This window comes from Nostoc sp. (genome assembly GCF_036918245.1).
In the GTDB taxonomy this organism is placed as follows: Bacteria; Cyanobacteriota; Cyanobacteriia; order Cyanobacteriales; family Nostocaceae; genus Nostoc.
On sequence record NZ_JBALEF010000043.1, the window covers coordinates 94,028 to 114,378 of the forward strand.

The following is a 20,351-nucleotide window of genomic DNA, read 5'->3' on the forward strand; positions in this document are numbered from 1 at the left end:
AGATAACTCAGCATTAAAAACTTTAACTACTGGCTGGATAAAGAGGAAATCGTAATATGGAAAGCGTTGCGTACATCTTGATTTTTACTCTGTGTATAGGTACTCTCTTCTTTGCGATCGCATTTCGCGAACCTCCTCGCTTTGAGAAACCAAAAGATAAGTAGATCCTATTCCCAGACTTTTAAGCGGATTTAATCAATCTTAATATCCGTTGCTACTAAGCATAGTGGCAACGGATATTATTATGTTCGTCCTTTGTTGGTTTTCACTACTAAGTAAATGACAAATCATTTTTATATTGTGATATAATTTCCAATCTTGGGAGTAGATATGTGTTAATGCTAGCTTTTGTGCGCTAGGATGAAAAAGGATGTTTTGTGTAAGCTGCCATAGAACTGCTTGCGTAACGCATCGCGCTTGTCGCACCACCTTTACGGAGACTAGAACCAGGAACAAATCAGCATGGTCAATCAGAATTTAACCGCTACAGAAATTGGATTCACTCACGAAGATTTCGCTGCTCTACTTGACAAATACGATTATCATTTTAGCCCTGGCGATGTTGTGCCAGGAACAGTTTTCAGTATAGAGCCGCGCGGCGCTCTGATTGACATTGGTGCTAAAACCGCAGCATATATACCCATACAAGAAATGTCTATTAACCGGGTGGATAGCCCGGAAGAAGTATTACAGTCAAACGAAACGCGCGAATTTTTCATCCTTACCGATGAAAACGAAGATGGTCAATTAACCCTTTCCATTCGCCGTATTGAATATATGCGTGCTTGGGAACGCGTGCGACAGTTACAAGCAGAAGATGCTACTGTACGTTCTGGTGTATTTGCAACCAATCGCGGTGGAGCATTGGTACGGATTGAGGGATTACGTGGCTTTATCCCAGGTTCCCACATCAGTACCCGTAAACCTAAAGAAGAATTGGTAGGCGAGGATCTGCCGTTGAAATTCCTAGAGGTGGACGAAGAACGTAATCGCCTAGTTCTATCTCACCGTCGGGCGTTGGTTGAACGCAAGATGAACCGCCTAGAAGTCGGCGAAGTAGTAATTGGTACTGTTCGTGGGATCAAGCCCTACGGTGCTTTCATCGATATTGGCGGCGTCAGTGGTCTACTGCATATTTCTGAGATTTCTCACGAACATATTGATACACCTCATAGCGTGTTCAATGTCAATGATGAAGTTAAAGTTATGATCATTGACTTGGATGCGGAAAGGGGTCGCATTTCTCTATCTACCAAGCAGCTAGAACCCGAACCTGGCGATATGATTAAAAACCGGGATTTGGTTTACGATAAGGCGGAAGAAATGGCTGCTAAGTATCGCGAACAGCTATTAGCCAAGCAGCAAGGTGCTACTACTGCGGCTGCACCTGCGGAAGTTGTTGCAGACGAAGATATTCCAGCAGCAACAGAACTTGAAGAAGATATTCCAGCAGCAGCAGAACTTGAAGAAGATATTCCAGCAGCAGCAGAACTTGAAGAAGATATTCCAGCAGCAGCAGAACTTGAAGAAGATATTCCAGTAGTTGCGGCAATTGAAGAAGATATTCCAGTAGTTGCGGCAATTGAAACAGAGATTCCAGCAGCGACGGAAACTGAAGAGGAAATTCCAGCAGTTCCAGCAGCTATTGAAGAGTAATAAATTTTTTATAGTTTTACTTGTCTTTAAGTAAGAGTATTAAATCATTTTATAAAGAGGGTTTTTCCCTCTTTTTTTATGTAGAGAATCAGTGAAAGTGAAGAGTTGGGAGTAGTTAAAAGTTAAATATTATGACAACCATTAAATGTAGAAATATCACTTTTGATCATATCCAGGCAATTTTGTTTGACAAAAACGGTACTCTAGAAGATTCAGAAACGTATTTGCGATCGCTCGCACAAAAGGCAGCAAGATTAATAGATGCTCAAATTCCTGGAACTGGGGAACCCCTATTAATGGCATTTGGCATCAACGGCAATCTTCTAGATCCCGCAGGTTTAATATCAGTAGCAAGCCGCCGTGAAACAGAAGTTGCGGCTGCGGCATATATTGCTGAAACTGGAAGAGGATGGTTTGAGTGCTTAAAAATAGCCCGTCAAGCTTTGGATGAAGCGGAAAAATACATTGGACAAACTCCTTCACCATTGTTTGTAGGTAGCCTAGAAATTTTGAAGTACCTGCGGGAGGGTGGACTAAAACTTGGTATCCTCTCAGCTGCGACAACTGAAGAAGTACGTAATTTTGTAGCCAATCACCAGTTAAGCGATTATATCCAGTTAGAAATGGGAGTAGATGAAGGGCCGAGTAAACCAGATCCGGTGCTATTTTTGCAAGCTTGCCAAGCTTTGGGAGTTGAACCGAACGCTACTTTGATGGTGGGTGATTCAGTTGGTGATATGCAAATGGCGCGTAATGCTAAAGCCGCAGGTTGTATTGGTATCACTTGGGTAGGTAAGTCAGATCATGTCCGAGGTGCGGATGTGGTAATTAATCAACTTGATGAAATCCAGATTTTAGAGGATTAATTTAATGTGAGTTCGATGAACTCAAAAAACGGCAGTTGGGGCGTTTTCTGTGATTATATTTTTATCTAACAGGGTAGAGTTTATTGAATCAATTTTATTCTTCGTCTTTCTTCTCTTCTAAATTGGTTATTTTTGTATTTTGCAGAAAGATATGGTCTTCCTGATTATGTTTTTCTTCTTTCTTTTCTTGTACAACTTGAGTGGCATATATTTCCACATCTCGCTGAATAATATCTTCTACGTGACTTGCAAATAGATTAAATGCCTGTTCGTGGCTTGGATAAATACGATAAGGGCCTGTCAACTGCGAAAATTGCCATCCTTGGGTTTTCAAAGATTCAACTGTTCGGCGATAGTGTCGCCATCGTTCCCCATAGTGAAAAAACTCTTCGATGGCAGCACTAATAGCAACTATTTGGCTCAAACCAAAAGTTGACCACATAATGATATCCCTATTGTTAGGTTTGAAATTAGTGTTAATATTTAGACTTACCAATGCCGGGAGAATTACACCACCAATAATAGTTGTTATCCGTAAAAAATAATGGCGATCGCGCGATAAATTTGCTTTACTTTCCATCCAGAGTACTTGGTCTAACCAACGCGATCGCAAAAAATGTTTTTGCACATCACCTAAGTTAATACCTGCAAATAACTTGTTAAAATCTTCTTTTAAAAATTCGTGATAACTATCTTTTTTTGCCATTTTTTACTCCTAATTAGAAAGTAACCCCTTAATTACTTTTCCTAAATTCTCAACTCCTTTCTCTATGTCGATTAAGTCGATGTATTGTAATGTACCAGATTTAGCTAGCTTTTTGGCTCGTTCATCAGTAGCCTTTCCACGTAAAGCATCTATAAGTATATCTGCGGTTCTACCACTACCAGCAATTACAAGAACTACCCTGCCGCTATTAACGCTAGAAAAGGCATCCTTAAAGGTAATTTCACCACCGTTCAATAGTACTGTCATCGAAGGTGCATCATTAGCCAGCATAGTCGCAACACAAGATATCCAAGGAGACTCGTCGCCCCAATTCTTCCCAGGAACTAGTACAAAATGAGTATGGTTTGGCTCTAACGGTGTTAAATCAGCAGCAGTTTCCGAATGATTAGGTAAAGCCACTTTCCCTTCAGGTGTCACACCAACCAAAGTAAACTTACCACCTATTTGGGTACGAGCCGCACCCATCATTCGCATAATTCCTGCATCCGTACCCCCATCCACGACATAAGCCCCCAAAGTTTCGGCGATGGGGGCTAAAACTTCCACAAACAACCGTTGAATACGGAGAAAGTCAGCTTCACTGATGTTACTTGCACCCCCCACTACTACTAAAACAGGACGTGAACCGCACAGCCCTATTGTCTCAAGAGCATAAGGCAATTCTTCTGGCTGCTCAACTTGAGTAGCTAATGCTGTTTGCCCATTATTAAAGGTAAGTTTTAAACAACTTTTCATCTTTTCAAAATACTGACTGCTTAGGTTTTCTGGCGTAGAGCTTCGCAGTCATGTTCTGCAAGCGTTGTTTTCCATTATTCCCTTGACGTAAAGGAATTTTATGATACTTTTGTATGCGTTTATCATTGATTAATGTTTCGCCAGATTTTTGCTTGGATGTCAATAGCGATGCCTACGGCTATCTAAGCTTACGCTCCTGTTTTTTGTCATTATTTTTCTTTCTGGAAAATTATTGATCCATAAAGTAATAGCTTCTTGTTTTTTGACATCTTAAATTAGGATTTTGCAGTTTATTTGTGGACTATCGCACCAGTTTTTCAGTTAATCTGAATGATTGAATTTTAGCTATAAGTTCCTGCCCTCTCACTTTTTACCGTCACAGGTTCTGACTCTATATCCTCTATCTTATTAAACTCTCCAGCCTGCCAGCTATCTGTTATATCCTTGATAAAACTAGCAATTGGGATCGCAATTAACAAACCCAGTACTCCTCCCAACTTTGCACCCAGCAATAAAGAAATCACCACCCACACAGGATTTAAGCCAGTCAAATTACCGAGAATTCGAGGTGCAATAATATTAGAATTAACTTGGTCGATCGCAACAGCTACACCTAAGACTTCCACTCCTAACCAAAAATTTTGCAGCGCTACCAGCAAACTTACTATGGCAATACCGACTCCCGTACCAAAGGGGAAGAGTGAAAATAAGCCAATACCAATGCCAAACAGTAGAGCCAAAGGAACTTGCAGCGCCAAAAACACTAGTGTAATTGTCACGCCTAACACAGCTCCCAATGTTGCTTGGCCGATGAAATAATTGTGGAAATCCTCTCGCAGCAATTCCCGTACTCGTGACCCAATATTAGGGGAAAACCACTGAAAAATTCCGTCCCAAAGACGTTCACCATTCAATATTAGGTAGATAGTCAACACTACTGCCAGCAACACATTCAGGACACTACCAATGGTATCGACAGCAAAACCAAGAATTCTACCAGTGAAGGACTGAAGTTGGTTAGATAATTGTTCCAGAACTTGGGTAAATAAACCACTTAAATTAATCGGAAGTTGCTGTTGACTTAACGCCCAATCCTGAAAAGCTTGCAGCTGCTGAGTACCAGAATCAATCCAACTGGGCAAAATATTAGCCAGTTCAACCAGCTGTTGAATAATCAGGGGAACCAAGGTGATGCCCAAAGCTACTAAAACCACCAGAGTCAAAAGTAACACTCCTCCGATCGCTAAGTTGGGTTTCACTCCTTGTTCCTGGAGAAACTGGATTGGATAGTTCAAGACAAAAGCCAGCAGGATGGCGGCGGCAATAATGCTAACTAAGGGTTGAAAATACTGTATAACCTGGAGCAATAGCCAGCCGTTGAGAATGGCAATGGGAAATGCCAATCCTATAGTTAACCATCGTGGCAGTTTGTTTGCTGATTGCATTAGTGATAACCTCATAAGAGTTCGTTCTAACTTTATTTTGGCTTTTAGGGATGTGAAAAATGGGGAATGAGGGGGGACAAGATCATAACTATGCTCAATCCCCAAATTATGTTGGATTTTTCTCCATAAAATCCAACATAATTCTCTGATGCATTGTCCCTAAAGGTCGCACTTTACCAGCATTTTGTGAATAACAGTTACCTTGGCGAATATCTTCTGGCGTAAATAACGCCATATCCCAGCCCTCATTCAAAACTAGTTGATTTAATTCCACCAAGAGTGGTGCATGAAAGACATGACGGACAACCCTTTCGTTGGGATAACAGCGAAATTCAACAAAAGGTGGTAAATTATAGCCGATTTCTTCTAAAATTTCTCGTTTTACTGCTACATCTGGCGTTTCACCAGGTTCGATGTGACCGCCAAACAGCGCCCAGTAACCAGGGTAGAGAATACCGGGGATGTTGTCACGCAGTTGCATGAGAAACTTGTTTTTCTGGTAGAGAATTGCGATCGCTACGTGCACCTGTTGATTGTTCATATCTTTATTTTTAATTGCTGATTACTCTTCTTCTAAATAAACTTCCCCCAATTCTTTGCCAGCTAAGGGAATACTTCGGTAGCGAACTTTACCCTTAATTACAACTTCTGAACCTTCACCCAGATTTTTTTGATTGGTGACAACCCAAATTTTGCCAGTTGAGTCCTTAATTTTATAAGCCCACTGTTTGATCAGGGGAGCTTGCTTTTCTACCTGACCTTGGATGTAAACTATAGCCTGATTGTCTTGTTTTAGTTTAATTTCTCCAATTGGAGTGACATTTGTACCAATTTTTAAGCCAGCCCCACGCAAGCCAGGCGATGTCAATTTACCACAACTACAAAGTCCTGCTATCAGAAAAAAAGTTAACCCTAAGCGGTAAGGAAGAATACTGTGCCCGTATAAGAATGAAAGGGATAAATTTCTCATTTGTTGCATAAAAGCCACCGATTTATTTATTTTGGGCATGGGGCATGGGGGAGGCAGTGCGGTCTTCTCCCAAGGGGAGAGGCCAAGGGCGATGGGGTTTCCCCAAGTGGAGCAACTGCCGTCATGGGGCATTGAGCACAAGAGGCAGACGGGCACAGAGAAAAACTTACTGCAACTTCTCCCCTGCTCTCGTTGTCCCCTTGTCTCCCGTTCTACACTCCCCACTCCCCATTCCCTAGTTCTTTATTCTTCAGATGATGCCGTTGATCTGAGAAAATAAACATTATGGATTTACTGTGAGAGAAACGCTACGACATCAAACAGCAACACAATAATAGTCGAAAGTCAAGACTCAAGAATCAATATTTTCATTTTGGACTTTGGACAACAAGCGAACATAGCTGGGAATTTTCATGGAAACAAAAACTGCCAAAATCCTTGATGGGAAAGCAATAGCAGCAAAAATTCAGCAAGAACTTTCTGTTGCTATTACACAATTACAACCAAAAATTGGACGACCACCTGGTTTAGCAGTGTTGATGGTTGGTGATAACCCAGCGTCAGCCGCTTATGTACGCAATAAAGAAAAAGCCTGCGCTAAAGTTGGGATCGCTTCTTTTGGTAAGCATTTTCCTGCTCAAACTACCTTTGGAGAGTTAGAAGAGGTAATTGCTGCACTCAACCACGATGAAAGAGTTGATGGCATTCTTGTACAGTTGCCCTTACCTAACCACCTGGATGCTGTAACTCTTCTACATCAAATCGATCCCGATAAAGATGCTGATGGACTGCACCCAGTTAACTTGGGGCGACTAGTACGGGGAGAAAGCGGTTTACGTAGCTGTACTCCGGCTGGTGTGATGCGGCTTTTACAAGAATATGAGATTCCTTTGCAGGGAAAACAGGCAGTAGTCGTGGGGCGCAGTATTTTGGTGGGTAAACCGATGGCGCTGATGCTATTAGAAGCTGATGCCACAGTCACGATCGCTCACTCGCGATCGTATGACCTCAAAACCATCACCCAAAATGCTGATATTCTAATTGCAGCAGTAGGTCGTCCTGGACTTATTACTGCTGATATGGTGAAACCGGGCGCTGTTGTGGTAGATGTGGGAATGAATCGCGTCACCGATGCTAATGGCAAAAGTCGCCTCATTGGCGATGTCCATTTTGAATCAACCGCTGATGTAGCAGGATTTATCACCCCAGTTCCTGGTGGTGTTGGCCCGATGACTGTTGCCATATTGTTGGAAAATACATTTACCAGCTATTCCAGGGCGGTAAGAGAAACAAGAGAGTGAGGAATGATGAGTTAAAAGTTAAGAATTCTTATTGCTAACTCTTAACTCTTAACTCCTAACTCTTCATTTTTTTTAGCCCCACAGCACCTTAAAATTGTGACGTATAAGGCAAAAATCCCAAAATGTTAGGAATTAAAGAATGGTAGCAACTGATAACGTTCAAAAGACACCACCAGAGGAAGCCACATTTAACTTAGCAGCCTATTTAAAAGAGCGACAAAAGCTTTGTGATAATGCTTTGGATCAGGCTATCCCGATCGTTTATCCAGAAAAGATTTATGAGTCGATGCGCTACTCGTTATTAGCTGGAGGCAAGCGTATACGTCCCCTTCTTTGCCTTGCTACCTGTGAAATGATGGGTGGAACCATCGAGATGGCCATGCCAACGGCTTGTGCTGTAGAGATGATCCACACAATGTCGTTGATTCATGATGACCTCCCAGCGATGGATAATGACGATTACCGTCGTGGGAAGCTGACGAATCATAAGGTCTATGGCGAAGATGTGGCGATTTTGGCTGGAGATGGCTTGTTGGCTCTCGCCTTTGAGTTTGTTGCCATTCAAACCCCCCAAAGCGTTAAGAGAGAGGTAGTCTTGCAGGTCATTGCCCGTCTTGGTCGGGCATTGGGGGCAGGTGGTTTGGTTGGCGGTCAAGTTGTCGATTTAGAGTCGGAAGGTAAATCTGATATTTCCCTAGAAACCCTAAATTTCATTCATAAACACAAAACAGCTGCCCTTTTGGAAGCTTGCGTAGTTTGTGGCGGGCTGATAAGTAATGCATCACCTGAAGATGTGCAGCGACTAACCCGTTATGCTCAAAATATTGGGCTAGCATTCCAAATCATCGATGATATTCTGGATATCACTTCTACCCAAGAGCAATTAGGTAAAACAGCTGGCAAAGACCAAAGAGCTAAGAAAGTTACCTATCCTAGCCTTTGGGGACTTGAGGAATCGCGCTCAAAAGCCCAAGAGCTAGTTCAAGCTGCTTGTATGGAATTAGAACCATTTAGAGACAGAGCCAAACCACTCCAAGCGATCGCTCATTTTATTACCAGCCGTAATAACTAGTAACGCTTTGGGTAATTCGTAATTCGTAATACTCGCCCAAGGCGAGAAGCAAGTTACGTAATTCGTAATTCCTATACCGCAAGCGTTTCATTGATTGGGAATGGGTAGTTTATTTACACCATACTGTACTACTACTGCCCAGCGAAATTAAAAATTCACTGATTCAAAATTACAAAAGCTTATCAAGTAAGCTTTTAGGTTATTTTGAATCGTTGGTCTTTTTGCAACCTAATAAATTAATTTGGGAATTTTGGGTTGAATCTAAATGTTTCCTCAACCAACAACTGCTGCTAATATTTACTAACCTAACCAAAATACCATGCAGGACATAGGCAACATTTTAGACAACCGGGTGCTGCTGGTTGCTCTGGTAGCTTGTTTAATTGCTCAAGCATTAAAGCTCGTAGTCGAGATCATCAAAAATCGCAAGCTGAATGTGCGTGTTTTGGTAACAACCGGAGGTATGCCCAGTGCCCATTCGGCTCTGGTTACGGCTTTAGCCGCAGGTGTAGGGCAAACACTGGGCTGGGCATCTCCTGATTTTGCCGTTGCGATCGTTTTTGCCATCATTGTCATGTATGATGCAGCCGGAGTTCGTCAAGCAGCTGGTAAGCAAGCTCGTATTCTCAATCAAATGATTGATGAATTATTCCATGAAAAACCAGATTTTAGCCAAGACCGTCTGAAAGAATTACTCGGACATACACCAGTTCAGGTAATCGCTGGATCGGCTTTGGGTATAACCATCTATTGGTTAGCTAGGTCTGCTTATTGAATTAGGGCAATAAATCTTTGTTGGAGCGGCTATTGATAATTAGTAACTGGTAATTTGTCAATCAAATTTGAATTTTGGATTTTAGATTTGCCCCGTGAATAAATTCAGGGGATTAAGGATAGAAGGATTTGTTTCAAATAACTTGTTTCTTACAGAGCGAATATAAATACATTCGCTTAAAACCTTTTTAAATTTTGAATTTAAAATCCAAAATTTAAAATCTAAAATTCGGTCAATTGACAAATTACCACTCTGGTAGATCGCATCAGTATACCAGTGAACTTAATATCACTAAAACCGCACAGTCGAGCGCAGCAGAATCACTTTACGACTATCTACTAGGCTGGCAACGAAACCGCCATTGTTTAGCTTTTGCAATGTATTATACGCTTCACTTTGGTTAGTGGTATAAACTGCTAGCAAGTAAGGGCGTTGTCCATAAGAAACAAAACCGACGTTACCTCCGACCACTTGCTGCACGCTATTTACTAGTTCTGGACGGTTGTAATAATCTACCAGTACTGCATAACCTTCTCCTAATGCTTGAGGATTATAGCTGACTGTTTGCTGAGGTGGTCTTGGCTGTGACTGTGGCTGCACATCTGCCGTTGTTGTTGGTCGAGTGGTAATTATGGCAGACAAGCCAACAATATTGCTGACATATCTTGCCCAACGATTGGCATCGTCAATTTTGTTAAAGCCCCCGACTCGCGTCACGGTTTCGTTGAGATATTTGCAGGTGATAGTTTTAAGTTCAGGTGGTAAGGCGCTACGTAACTGCTTTTGATTATTTGCTGTGGGACTGACTACTAATAAAAGATACTCACCCGCATTTGGTGGTTGACAAGAGGGAATGGTTTTTTGAGCAAGTACAGAACTCATGCCACCAATCAACCCTGCAATCGCTAATCCTAAAACACTTGGTAAATTCTGAAATCTATGCACAAAAGTTAGATTATGTAAATTAAGGTGTCCTAGAAGATTTTATAAGAAAAAAGCTGAAAACCTAGCTACTTCAGTATGGTGATAAAATATGTATTAACATATACATTTGCTTACTCAAAAATAAAATTAGGGAATGGGGAGTGGGGAGCAGGACCGCAGGGGAGAAGTTGTAGTGAGTTTTTCCCCTCTGCACCTCTGCCTCTTGTGTCCATACCCCATATCCCATGCCCAATGCGCTATGTCTAAGATACAGTAGTAAGCCATGCCAAAGCATCTGGTATTGCCTCAGAAGGAGCCTGGAATTCTCCAGTGATAACGTACTCTAAACGCAGTTTTAACCAAGTAATAAATTGGGGATTTGTAGAAATAATTGCTACTGCTGGTTGGGGACACTTCGCTTTTAGCTCTTTAAACTGCGGTGTTTCCAAGAAAGCTGGTTGCTCAACCAACCAAAAATCTATTTGTTTTTCTTGTTCGTGGTAGTTACGGGTGCGTTCTTTGAGAACTTCGTGTATCGGTTCTTCTTGGAGAAGAAAGCGTTGACTTGCCAAAACGTAATGGTATGTTTGCATTTTCATCCTTTGGTTGCTATGTGAATAATTTCAGGGCACAGTGACTCTGTACCCTGACAAACTAACTAACTTTTGTGGGATTTCTTGAACCAAGAACTGAACGGACAAGCACTTTTCTGGTTTTCAGATTTTGTCTGTTTGCCACCAGATGTTAGCTTTTCCAAGAACAGATTATTGTCAAAGTAGTGTTCTAAGGAAATAAGTTTCAAGTCATCGGTAACTTTTGCAATAGTCATGCCGATAATTTCTAGCGTCTCTCCAGTAGGTGCATGGTCTTTGTATTCTCCGTTAAAATGTCCCCAATGCCGCCATTTAAATGTTACATTCGGTGGCCCTGAGAAAACTTCCACCACTTCCCAAGGAAATCCTTGGGGGAATGTTGTGTGAAAGACTTTTGCGGATGATTCAAAGCTTTCTTCTGAAGCCTTGTAATGTTCTGAATCAGCCATAAATAAATTGTAAGTACCTTGGGCTGATACATCTGCTGCGGTATACTCTACTCCGCCATTGGTACTGACGCGAAAGTTGTCATTCACAATAGATAACCACTCTTGCGGGTTAGCTTTGAAGGATACCTCCATCTCGAAGGTTCTCACCAAGTTTTGCACGATCGCTTCTAGTGTTCCTTCAAGATGATTGTAGATACTTTCTTTAGCAAGATTCTCATTTGAACGGGAATAATCAGGCGGTGTCTGATAGCGCCACTCGACATCAGTGCTTTCTGCTATCACCTTATCCCGATTCTGTACCCAAAGTGGCAGGTTGTTAGATTGTGTTGCGCTCATAGAAGTTTTTGCTGAAGATTTGATCCCAATTTCTAGATTTCGCAGTGACAACCCTCTTTTTAAGATACGGAGTGGGCGGGGAACAGTGAGCTAGGGAGCAGGGGAGCAGGGGAGAAGTTGCAGTAAGTTTTTCCCCTCTGCCCCTCTACCCCTGTGCCTCTTGTGCCTCTTGTGCCCTCTTGTGCCCAATGCCCCATTCCCTATCGCCCATTCCCTCTTATAGCTTGCTTCATCTCGCGGACTGCCCTTTCCATACCTACTAATGCTGCCCGACTGATGATGGTATGACCAATGTTCAGTTCTTCCATGCCTGGAAGCGCAGCCACCGGATAGACGTTCCAGTAGGTCAGTCCATGACCAGCGTTAACTCGTAATCCGGCTTGAATCGCTTGTTCACAACCTTTAGCTAATATGGCTAATTCTCGGTGGCGATTTGTTTCATCTTTAGCCTCAGCATATTGTCCGGTGTGCAATTCAATAAACTGCGCCTGGATCTTGACAGATGCTTCAATTTGTGCTAGTTCAGCATCGATAAATAAACTAACTGGAATGCTAGCGCTTTGCAATTTATCGACTATTTCACCTATTCTAGCAATTTGCCCGACAATATTTAGTCCGCCTTCTGTTGTAACTTCTTCACGCTTTTCGGGGACTAAAGTCACGTAATCTGGTTTGATATCGAGAGCGATCGCTAGCATTTCATCTGTAGCGGCCATTTCTAAATTCAGATGCGATCGCACTGTTTGCCGCAACAGTAGTACATCCCGATCTTGGATATGCCGCCGATCTTCGCGCAGATGCACCGTAATTCCATCTGCACCTGCTAATTCTGCCAGTACCGCCGCCGCTACGGGGTCTGGTTCCACCGTCCGCCGCGCTTGGCGAATGGTGGCGATGTGGTCAATGTTAACACCAAGTGTAGGCACCCCAAATTTCTCCCAAATCCACAGTCTTCAGAACTTGATTTTACCGGAAATAGCGGTAGTTTTGCTTAAGAAGCTACAGACAGATTACACAGGTAAAATGTGATGTCTACGACGGGCTTTTCGGTGTCGTCCAAAAGAAAACTGAGTTAGCAAAAGCTGATTTTTGGGCAAACTACTTTAAATAAGTAGCTGATTTAACAAGAGTTGATGAAGGATGAATACAGCAGTTGAGCCGATAGACAAGTTTTTGAACTATCGAATTAGCGAACAACTTTATGCAGGCTCTAGAACCTTAGTGTATCGTGCAATTCGAGAGGCTGATCAACTTGCGGTTGTGATCAAACTGCTCCACCAGGACTATCCCACCTTCAATGAACTGCTGCTGTTTCGTAATCAGTACACTATTGCTAAAAATCTTGACCTACCCGGTATTGTTCGTCCCTACAGCCTGGAACCTTACCGCAACAGCTATGCTTTGGTGATGGAGGATTTTGGTGGCATTTCCCTCAGAGATTGGCTCAACCAAAAAATGGCAAGCAACCAATATACTCTGACAGAGTTCTTGGATATTGCGATCGCTCTGAGCAATAGGCGTTGCTGAGTGCGGTATAAATTAATTTAACACCAGGATAAAACGATACTTCAAGTAATGAAGTAATAATCGAATAGAGTATTTCAGCATTTCTACGGACTTAGAATAACATAGTGTTTTGCGATGCAGTTGTGCTAAATAATCACGTAAAGGGGTGTTTTCACCTTCTACTCTAGTCATGTAAATCTTACTCACAATCTGATCACCTGGGTCAATAAACTGAGGGTAAACTTTCCATCCGTCAGTAACATAAAAATAACAATTCCAGCAGCACACTATATCCCATAAAGGCTTGAAAGTTTCTGCACTGTGGTCTCCCAACACCCAAGCCCAAATCCCTTCATTATCTTCTATTAGATTTATCTTTTTACATAATATCTACACTTATACTCAGAGGCGATATACTTTAAGAAAGTTAATTTGTAAATTCTATCGGCTACATAAATTACTACATCAACTCTCTGAGGTAATATGCTTTTAAAACTGCAACAAATTATTGTTAAAGCTGGTCAACAAATGTTGCTCAAAGATATTAGTTGGCAGCAGTTAGAAAGTATTTTAGAAGAAATGGGAGAAAGGCGTGCCTCACGCATTTCTTATAGTCATGGCTGGTTAGAAATTATGGTTCCCCTACCAGAACACGAAAAAGATAAAGAACTTATTGGTGATTTAGTCAAAATCTTGTTAGAAATCCTGCAAATAGATTTTGAACCTTTTGGTTCCACAACACTTAAAAATGAGCGATCACGGCAAGCAGTAGAACCAGATACCAGTTTTTATATTCAAAATCAAGCTGCTGTAATTGGAAAAAATCGCATTGATTTAAATGTAGATCCACCACCAGATTTAGCAATCGAAATTGATATTACTTCTCGCACTCGATTTGATAATTATGAAATTTTGGGAGTTCCTGAACTTTGGCGAAATACACAACAAGGTTTAGAAATTTACTTGCTACAAGAAGGTAAATATATAAAATCTGAATCTAGTCCTAATTTTCCTGGTATCCCAATTGTTGAATTAGTCAATAAATATGTTCAGCAGTGTTTAACAATTGGGAGAAGTCAAGCTATGCGTAATTTTCGAGATTGGGTAAAGAATAATTTATAGTTGAGTATTTCCGAGATAAAGTAATATCAATTGGAAAAATGATTACAATAGATGGATTAATAGAACTACTGCGATCGCATAACTTCTAGCTTCCAATATTCTGCACTTTCTATGAATTAGGAAGCCTACACTGTACTGTCAGGTCAGTGTAGGTGCTTCAAATAATATCAGGTTAACTAAAACAAATCTAAATCTGTCACAGCACCAATACTGCTAGAAGATACTAATTTGGCATATTTCGCCAGCACGCCTTTAGTGTAACGCGGAGCCGGAGGTTGCCAGTTGGCACGACGACGGGCCAATTCTTCTTCGGATATGTTCAACTGCAATAAACGAGCGGGTGCATCAATAGTAATACTATCGCCTTCTTCTACAAGCGCGATCGCACCACCAACTGCGGCTTCTGGAGCAACATGACCAACCACCATGCCGTAAGTACCGCCAGAAAAACGTCCGTCGGTAATTAATGCCACCGCATCACCTAAACCAGCACCAATAATTGCTGAGGTGGGAGCCAACATTTCTCGCATTCCAGGGCCGCCTTTAGGTCCTTCGTAGCGAATGACTAGAATATCACCAGCTTGAATCTTACCGGCTAAAATTGCATCTAAAGAGGCTTCTTCCGATTCAAACACCCGTGCGGGGCCAGTAATGACTGGTTTTTTCACCCCAGTAATTTTGGCGACAGCCCCTTCCGTTGCCAGATTACCTCTGAGGATGGCTAAATGTCCTTGAGGATACATCGGGTTATTCCAAGGACGAATCACATCTTGATTGGCAGATGGTTCTTCTGGGATGTCTGCTAATATCTCTGCAATGGTTTGACCACTAATGGTGAGGCTATCACCATGTAATAAATGATGCACAAGTAACATTTTCATTACTTGCGGAATACCACCAGCTTTGTGCAAATCTGTAGCGACATATTTACCACTTGGTTTCAAATCACACAAAACGGGAACGCGGGCGCGGATAGTTTCAAAGTCGTCTATAGTTAACTCTACATCAGCGGCGCGGGCGATCGCTAAAAAATGCAGTACTGCATTGGTCGAACCACCGACTGCCATAATTACAGAGATGGCATTTTCTATAGATTTGCGGGTGATAATTTGGCGGGGTAAGATTTGTTTGCGAATCGCTTCGACTAACACATAAGCTGATTTTTCCGTGCTGTCGGCTTTTTCAGCATCTTCTGCCGCCATTGTCGAAGAATAGGGTAAACTCATCCCCAGCGCTTCAAATGCTGAAGACATGGTGTTAGCTGTGAACATTCCCCCACAGGAACCAGCACCAGGACAAGCTCGACCTTCAACCTCTAATAATTCCTTTTCGTCAATTTTTCCCGCACTGTATTGACCAACAGCTTCAAAAGAACTGACAACAGTTAAATCGCGTCCGTTGTAGTGACCTGGTTTAATTGTGCCACCGTAAACAAAGATAGCAGGGATATTCATCCGAGCGATCGCCAGCATTGCCCCTGGCATATTTTTATCACAACCGCCAATCGCCAGCACACCATCCATACTTTGTCCAGTACAGGCGGTTTCAATGGAATCGGCGATGACTTCTCGCGACACTAGGGAATATTTCATCCCTTCAGTTCCCATCGAAATCCCATCGCTAATGGTAATTGTGCCGAACACTTGCGGCATCGCCCCGGCGGTTTTAATCCCAACCTCTGCTATGAGCGCCAGTTGATTTATCCCCATATTACAGGGAGTGATCGTGCTATAGCCATTGGCAATGCCCACAATGGCTTTATTGAAATCTTCATCTTTAAAACCAACTGCACGCAGCATAGCTCGATTAGGCGATCGCTGCACCCCTTGGGTTACAATTTGGCTTCTCAAATTCTCCGACATCTTTTTTCCTTCCGTGCCATCATCGCAACAGTTGCGATTGTATTACCTGATTTTCTCATGCCTGGGCAGTGCGATCGAATATGAGTAATTCTCTATGTTTCACCGTGTCTTTTGGTCAGCCCTAATGAGAATAAATCTTCATCTAAGCGTTTGTATAAAATAGGGATGATTCTTGTGTGTTAGGTATCTATAGTGCCGGAAATACTAGGGATAGCAATACGAATTTAAATATGAAAAAAAGCCATTGCCGCAACTTGAGGCTCTGACTTTCTACGTTTATAGCTCAGTATATTGATATTGATTCCGGTGCAAAGCTGGAGACATTCTAACTTTGCACCAGAGTTTTTCTTCAAAATTATATCTGCCTTGAAAATAGTGACTAGGGACTGAGGACTAGAAAGAGATATTTTCATTCTCTAGTGCCTTCTGCCTTCTGCCTCCTGCCTTATTTTCAAGGCAGGAATATTAAATTAAAGGATGAGGTCACTTGACACTACTTGTGGTGCTCCTATAAGCCGAATTTCAAAATTAGCTGACAGATTCCCATCAGTGTTACCTTGCAGAATACCTCCGGAATAACGGATTTGACTGGGTGCGGAGAATTGACCACTTCCAATGAAAGTGAAAGCTTGGTTGCCCCCAATAGTAGAGTTGGCATCGATAGTAGATACATCGATTTGATCGCCTGGCAAACTACCGTTTCCACGAAAGTCAGTGATTAAGTCACGTGACGAAAGTAGACTATCAGAAGTTGAGTTGTACTTGAAAATATCATTACCCGATCCTCCAGTGAGAATGTCTTTGCCAGTACCGCCAGTCAGGCTATCGTTGCCAGCACCACCGATAAGAGTATCGTTGCCACCATTACCAAAGATGTTATCGTTGCCACTACCACCGTTAAGGAGACTGTTGCCACTACCACCTATAAGGGTACTGTTATTACCACTAACGCTACCGCTATCGCTCTGACCATTATTGCTACTACTGCTATGACTACTAGAACTGCTACTAACACTGCCGCTACCCTGGGAAATTGATATTGAAGTTGCCATTGAGAAGTTTCTCCTAAACTTAGAGGAAAAAAAATTACGTCTTTACTTCCCCATTATAAAACGGCATTGCTGATTAAGAGTATAAATTTGGTTTCCTTCAAAGGCATAAAACAAACAATTTTAAACATAGAATTTTGGAATTTCACACTTTCATTTAGCAATACCGACAAAACAAGGTGAAAAGATTGCAAGTGGCAATATATTTTTGAACCAAACCTAATTGGAACAGATATTTATTATTAAGTTTGAATATTTGAGAATATTTGAGAATATTTAAGAAGTACTAGATGTATTTGATGATGTTTATATCAATATTGTACCAAAACTCCTTTGTCGTCTTAATAACTTATGTTCTCAGTCGTTCCAGTTGAAAAATACTAATGAATAAGTAGATTTTATTCTAGGTAATTATATAGATTTCAGGAAAGGATTACTGTATTTATAATAACAATCCTATTGTATTAGCTTACAGCATCTTTTTTTCTATTTATAAATAAAAATTAGCTTTATTTTTCTCTCTTCATAAGAAAATCAGAAACCTTTGTTTAGATAAGGTTGGTTTTGCATATTGATATTTGTTTAGTGGTTTATGTAGTTATATAAAAATAATTGCTAATAAGTCAAAAGCTTTGTTACACGCATGACACTAAGATAAGCCTAAAGATTTGTGTAACTTGAATTCGTTCCCGCCTTAAGACTGGAAATGTATTTCAAGAGGGCTGCTGCCTATGGTAAAGTCACTGGAGCCTCCCAGAATCAGGGCTGTATTTTAACTTAGTGCCATTCCCTTGTTAGACTAGTGCGATCGCTACACCCTTGGCGTTACAATTTGGCTATTATGGCATCATCGCAACTGTTGCGATTGTATTAACTGATTTTCTGATGCATAAGCAGCACGATCGAACCTTGGCAAGCATTGGTAATTTATGGCTTTTGTGTTCATATTGCTGCCAAAATTGCTTCTCACACACTATATTTATTGCTTCGTCGTTTTGGTATTAATATTCATATTCTTACTTTCCAGTCTTAACTTATTTACAGCTATTTTGAGTTAAATAGACCACGCAGTAGGGGCGCAAGGACTTGCGCTCCTACGACAGGTGTGGTTCCAATACATGAAAACTGCTGTAATTCACATTAAGCATAAATCATAAATAAGAACCCCACTCCTAAGCGCTTGCTCTTAGAAGTAGGGTGTGAAGCGCTTTTGCAAGAGGTCTATTAGATTAGAGGATGATGTCGCTTGCCACTAGTGGTGGTGCTCCTGTCAGTCCAATCTCAAACTCAGCCGACAGATCCCCATCAATGTTAGCTTGAAGAATACCTCCTGAATAACGAACCTGACGGGCTGCTGAGAATGCGCCAGCCCCGATGAAAGTGAAGGCTTGGTTGCCCGCTACACTGGAGTTAGCATCAATGGTAGATAGATTGATTTGATCGCCTGCAAAGATACCGTTTCCAACGAAGTCAGTGATAACATCCCGTAACAAACCAGTAGGACTATCTGAAACTGAGTTGAAATCGAAAACATCGTTGCCGGCACCGCCAGTAAGAGAATCAGTCCCAGCACCGCCAGTAAGGACATCGCTGCCAGCATCCCCATTTAGGGTATCATCGCCTGCATTGCCGTTAAGGATATCGCTGCCAGCACCGCCAGTAAGAATATCGTCGCCAGCACCGCCAGTAAGGATATCGCTGCCAGCACCGCCAGTAAGGATATCGTCGCCGGCATTGCCAGTAAGGATATCATCGCCAGCATTGCCGTTAAGGATATCATCGCCAGCATTGCCGTTAAGGATATCATCGTCGGCATTGCCGTTAAGGATATCGCTGCCAGCATTGCCAGTAAGGATATCGTCGCCGGCATCGCCGTTAAGGATATCGCTGCCAGCACCCCCATTTAAGGCAGGGCGAAAGATAAGTGGGGAACCGTTGATGGTATTGTTGTCATTAAAAATGGTACCGTTGATAATTGCCATTAGTAAGTTTCTCCTGAACTTAGAGGGTAAAAAATAACCTCGTCACTTTCCCATCAGAAAACAGTGTTGCTGATTAAGAGTATGAATTTGGTTTCCCCCAAAGGTGTAAAGGAAACAGTTTCAAATATTAGACCTCTTGCAAAAGTCCCTAACACCCCACCCCCAACCCCTCCCCGCAAGCGGGGAGGGGAGACAAAGCGTAGCTTTGGCGGGGTGGGGTTCTTATTTTGGATTTATGCAAGAGGTCTATTGAATGAATTTTTAAATTTCAGACTGTCATTCAGCAACACCAAGAAAGCAAGGCAAAGTAATAACGAGTGGGAAGAGATAACTGAACCACACCTGATTGGAACAGGTCTTTGCTGTTAAGTTTGAAGATTTGAGAAGCACTAGATGTATTGATGATGTTGGCATTAAAATTATGCCAAGAGTTATGTGATATCCTTAATGTCTTTACTGGTTGCAGTAGTAGGCTGCTATAAAATAGGCAAACTTCCTTCTACATAAGCGCATAGCTTTTAGAACATTTTGATTTTATTCACGATCACAACACTATAGTATTACTTTCAAGCCTACTTTTTTCTATTTATAAGAAAGAGTAATTAACTCTCTTTTATTCCTCTCGCTAAAACAAAATCTGAAACCTTTGTTCAGATAGGGTTGGTTTTGCTTTTTGAGATTTATTTGGTGATTTATCTAGTTATGTATAAGGAAGTAATTGCCAATAACTTAAAAGCCTTGTTAATCAGTGCGATCGCTACATCTCTTGCGTCACAACTTGCCTTCTCAAATTCTCTGACATCTTTTTCATTAAGTGGCATCATCGCAACAGTTGTAATTGTATTACCTGATTTTCTGATGTATACGCAGCGCAATTTAATAACTATAAACTATAACAGAGGCAAGCTAAACTTATCTTTATTTGCGACTATTCAATTATCAAAATTCTGCATTCTGCCTTATTTTCAAGGCAGATAATAT

Annotated in this window: 21 protein-coding genes and 2 pseudogenes; 9 read left to right on the forward strand and 14 right to left on the reverse strand. The window is 41.6% G+C overall.

Annotated elements, in window-relative coordinates; all coding sequences use genetic code 11:
* Positions 1-56 precede the first annotated feature (56 nt).
* The 3 genes from V7L12_RS10255 (at position 57) to V7L12_RS10265 (ending at position 2,522) form a co-directional block, all read left to right on the forward strand.
* Positions 57-164, forward strand: coding sequence for a photosystem II reaction center protein T (locus V7L12_RS10255; RefSeq protein WP_084227385.1), 108 nt, complete (start codon positions 57-59; stop codon positions 162-164).
* 298 nt (positions 165-462) lie between these two features.
* Positions 463-1,656 (forward strand): 30S ribosomal protein S1, encoded by a 1,194-nt coding sequence (locus V7L12_RS10260; RefSeq protein WP_335084224.1) that lies wholly within the window; start codon positions 463-465, stop codon positions 1,654-1,656.
* A 131-nt stretch (positions 1,657-1,787) separates the two neighbouring features.
* Positions 1,788-2,522 carry an HAD family hydrolase gene (locus V7L12_RS10265; RefSeq protein ID WP_335084225.1) on the forward strand — a complete coding sequence of 245 codons (735 nt, stop codon included), beginning with the start codon at positions 1,788-1,790 and terminating at the stop codon, positions 2,520-2,522.
* 94 nt (positions 2,523-2,616) lie between these two features.
* On the opposite strand, the gene V7L12_RS10270 is transcribed toward V7L12_RS10265, so the two are convergent.
* The 5 genes from V7L12_RS10270 to V7L12_RS10290 form a co-directional block, all read right to left on the reverse strand.
* Positions 2,617-3,228: a DUF4231 domain-containing protein gene (locus tag V7L12_RS10270; protein WP_335084226.1), complete on the reverse strand. Its 612-nt coding sequence runs from the start codon at positions 3,226-3,228 to the stop codon at positions 2,617-2,619.
* Between the two features lie 9 nt (positions 3,229-3,237).
* Complete coding sequence (locus tag V7L12_RS10275) at positions 3,238-3,984, reverse strand: hypothetical protein (RefSeq protein ID WP_335084227.1); 747 nt, start codon at positions 3,982-3,984, stop codon at positions 3,238-3,240.
* A 341-nt stretch (positions 3,985-4,325) separates the two neighbouring features.
* Positions 4,326-5,429 carry an AI-2E family transporter gene (locus V7L12_RS10280; RefSeq protein ID WP_335084228.1) on the reverse strand — a complete coding sequence of 368 codons (1,104 nt, stop codon included), beginning with the start codon at positions 5,427-5,429 and terminating at the stop codon, positions 4,326-4,328.
* Positions 5,430-5,535: 106 nt separating this feature from the next.
* A complete protein-coding gene (locus V7L12_RS10285; RefSeq protein ID WP_335084229.1) occupies positions 5,536-5,970 on the reverse strand; it encodes an NUDIX hydrolase in 435 nt (144 codons plus the stop codon).
* A 21-nt stretch (positions 5,971-5,991) separates the two neighbouring features.
* Complete coding sequence (locus tag V7L12_RS10290) at positions 5,992-6,297, reverse strand: hypothetical protein (protein WP_335084230.1); 306 nt, start codon at positions 6,295-6,297, stop codon at positions 5,992-5,994.
* A gap of 515 nt (positions 6,298-6,812) precedes the next feature.
* On the opposite strand from V7L12_RS10290, the gene folD reads away from it, so the two are divergent.
* The 3 genes from folD to V7L12_RS10305 all read left to right on the forward strand — a co-directional run bounded on the left by folD (position 6,813) and on the right by V7L12_RS10305 (position 9,547).
* Complete coding sequence (gene folD / locus V7L12_RS10295; protein WP_335084231.1) at positions 6,813-7,700, forward strand: bifunctional methylenetetrahydrofolate dehydrogenase/methenyltetrahydrofolate cyclohydrolase FolD; 888 nt, start codon at positions 6,813-6,815, stop codon at positions 7,698-7,700.
* A gap of 139 nt (positions 7,701-7,839) precedes the next feature.
* Positions 7,840-8,772 carry a geranylgeranyl diphosphate synthase CrtE gene (gene crtE, locus V7L12_RS10300; protein WP_335084232.1) on the forward strand — a complete coding sequence of 311 codons (933 nt, stop codon included), beginning with the start codon at positions 7,840-7,842 and terminating at the stop codon, positions 8,770-8,772.
* 319 nt (positions 8,773-9,091) lie between these two features.
* Positions 9,092-9,547, forward strand: coding sequence for a divergent PAP2 family protein (locus tag V7L12_RS10305; RefSeq protein ID WP_292778617.1), 456 nt, complete (start codon positions 9,092-9,094; stop codon positions 9,545-9,547).
* 291 nt (positions 9,548-9,838) lie between these two features.
* Here V7L12_RS10305 and V7L12_RS10310 read toward each other — a convergent pair whose 3' ends face one another.
* From V7L12_RS10310 to V7L12_RS10325, 4 genes are all read right to left on the reverse strand, one after another.
* The gene (locus V7L12_RS10310) at positions 9,839-10,492 is read right to left on the reverse strand and encodes a hypothetical protein (protein WP_292778618.1); all 654 of its coding nucleotides are present in this window, start codon (positions 10,490-10,492) and stop codon (positions 9,839-9,841) included.
* Positions 10,493-10,734: 242 nt separating this feature from the next.
* Positions 10,735-11,064, reverse strand: a complete 330-nt coding sequence (locus tag V7L12_RS10315; RefSeq protein WP_335084233.1) for an MgPME-cyclase complex family protein — start codon at positions 11,062-11,064, stop codon at positions 10,735-10,737.
* 65 nt (positions 11,065-11,129) lie between these two features.
* A complete protein-coding gene (locus V7L12_RS10320; RefSeq protein WP_334819986.1) occupies positions 11,130-11,849 on the reverse strand; it encodes a SnoaL-like polyketide cyclase in 720 nt (239 codons plus the stop codon).
* Between the two features lie 200 nt (positions 11,850-12,049).
* Positions 12,050-12,775: a pyridoxine 5'-phosphate synthase gene (locus V7L12_RS10325; protein WP_335084234.1), complete on the reverse strand. Its 726-nt coding sequence runs from the start codon at positions 12,773-12,775 to the stop codon at positions 12,050-12,052.
* 214 nt (positions 12,776-12,989) lie between these two features.
* On the opposite strand from V7L12_RS10325, the gene V7L12_RS10330 reads away from it, so the two are divergent.
* Positions 12,990-13,376 carry a serine/threonine-protein kinase gene (locus V7L12_RS10330; protein WP_335084235.1) on the forward strand — a complete coding sequence of 129 codons (387 nt, stop codon included), beginning with the start codon at positions 12,990-12,992 and terminating at the stop codon, positions 13,374-13,376.
* 12 nt (positions 13,377-13,388) lie between these two features.
* On the opposite strand, the pseudogene V7L12_RS10335 reads toward V7L12_RS10330, so the two are convergent.
* A pseudogene (locus tag V7L12_RS10335) lies at positions 13,389-13,706 on the reverse strand (IS1 family transposase); the annotation flags it as partial.
* A 132-nt stretch (positions 13,707-13,838) separates the two neighbouring features.
* Between V7L12_RS10335 and V7L12_RS10340 the strand changes: the two are divergent.
* Positions 13,839-14,477: a Uma2 family endonuclease gene (locus V7L12_RS10340; RefSeq protein ID WP_335084236.1), complete on the forward strand. Its 639-nt coding sequence runs from the start codon at positions 13,839-13,841 to the stop codon at positions 14,475-14,477.
* Positions 14,478-14,653: 176 nt separating this feature from the next.
* On the opposite strand, the gene ilvD is transcribed toward V7L12_RS10340, so the two are convergent.
* Together ilvD and V7L12_RS10350 are read right to left on the reverse strand one after the other, a co-directional pair.
* Positions 14,654-16,339: a dihydroxy-acid dehydratase gene (gene ilvD / locus V7L12_RS10345; protein ID WP_335084237.1), complete on the reverse strand. Its 1,686-nt coding sequence runs from the start codon at positions 16,337-16,339 to the stop codon at positions 14,654-14,656.
* 470 nt (positions 16,340-16,809) lie between these two features.
* Positions 16,810-17,391, reverse strand: coding sequence for a M10 family metallopeptidase C-terminal domain-containing protein (locus V7L12_RS10350; protein ID WP_335084238.1), 582 nt, complete (start codon positions 17,389-17,391; stop codon positions 16,810-16,812).
* A gap of 928 nt (positions 17,392-18,319) precedes the next feature.
* Here V7L12_RS10350 and V7L12_RS33165 point away from each other — a divergent pair.
* Positions 18,320-18,421: pseudogene (locus V7L12_RS33165) on the forward strand (IS982 family transposase); the annotation flags it as partial.
* Between the two features lie 196 nt (positions 18,422-18,617).
* Here the strand turns inward: V7L12_RS33165 and V7L12_RS10355 are convergent.
* Together V7L12_RS10355 and V7L12_RS10360 are read right to left on the reverse strand one after the other, a co-directional pair.
* On the reverse strand, positions 18,618-19,370 hold the full coding sequence (locus V7L12_RS10355; RefSeq protein ID WP_335084239.1) for a calcium-binding protein: 753 nt from the start codon (positions 19,368-19,370) through the stop codon (positions 18,618-18,620).
* Positions 19,371-20,062: 692 nt separating this feature from the next.
* Positions 20,063-20,194, reverse strand: a complete 132-nt coding sequence (locus V7L12_RS10360) for a hypothetical protein (RefSeq protein ID WP_335084240.1) — start codon at positions 20,192-20,194, stop codon at positions 20,063-20,065.
* Between the last annotated feature and the right edge of the window lie 157 nt (positions 20,195-20,351).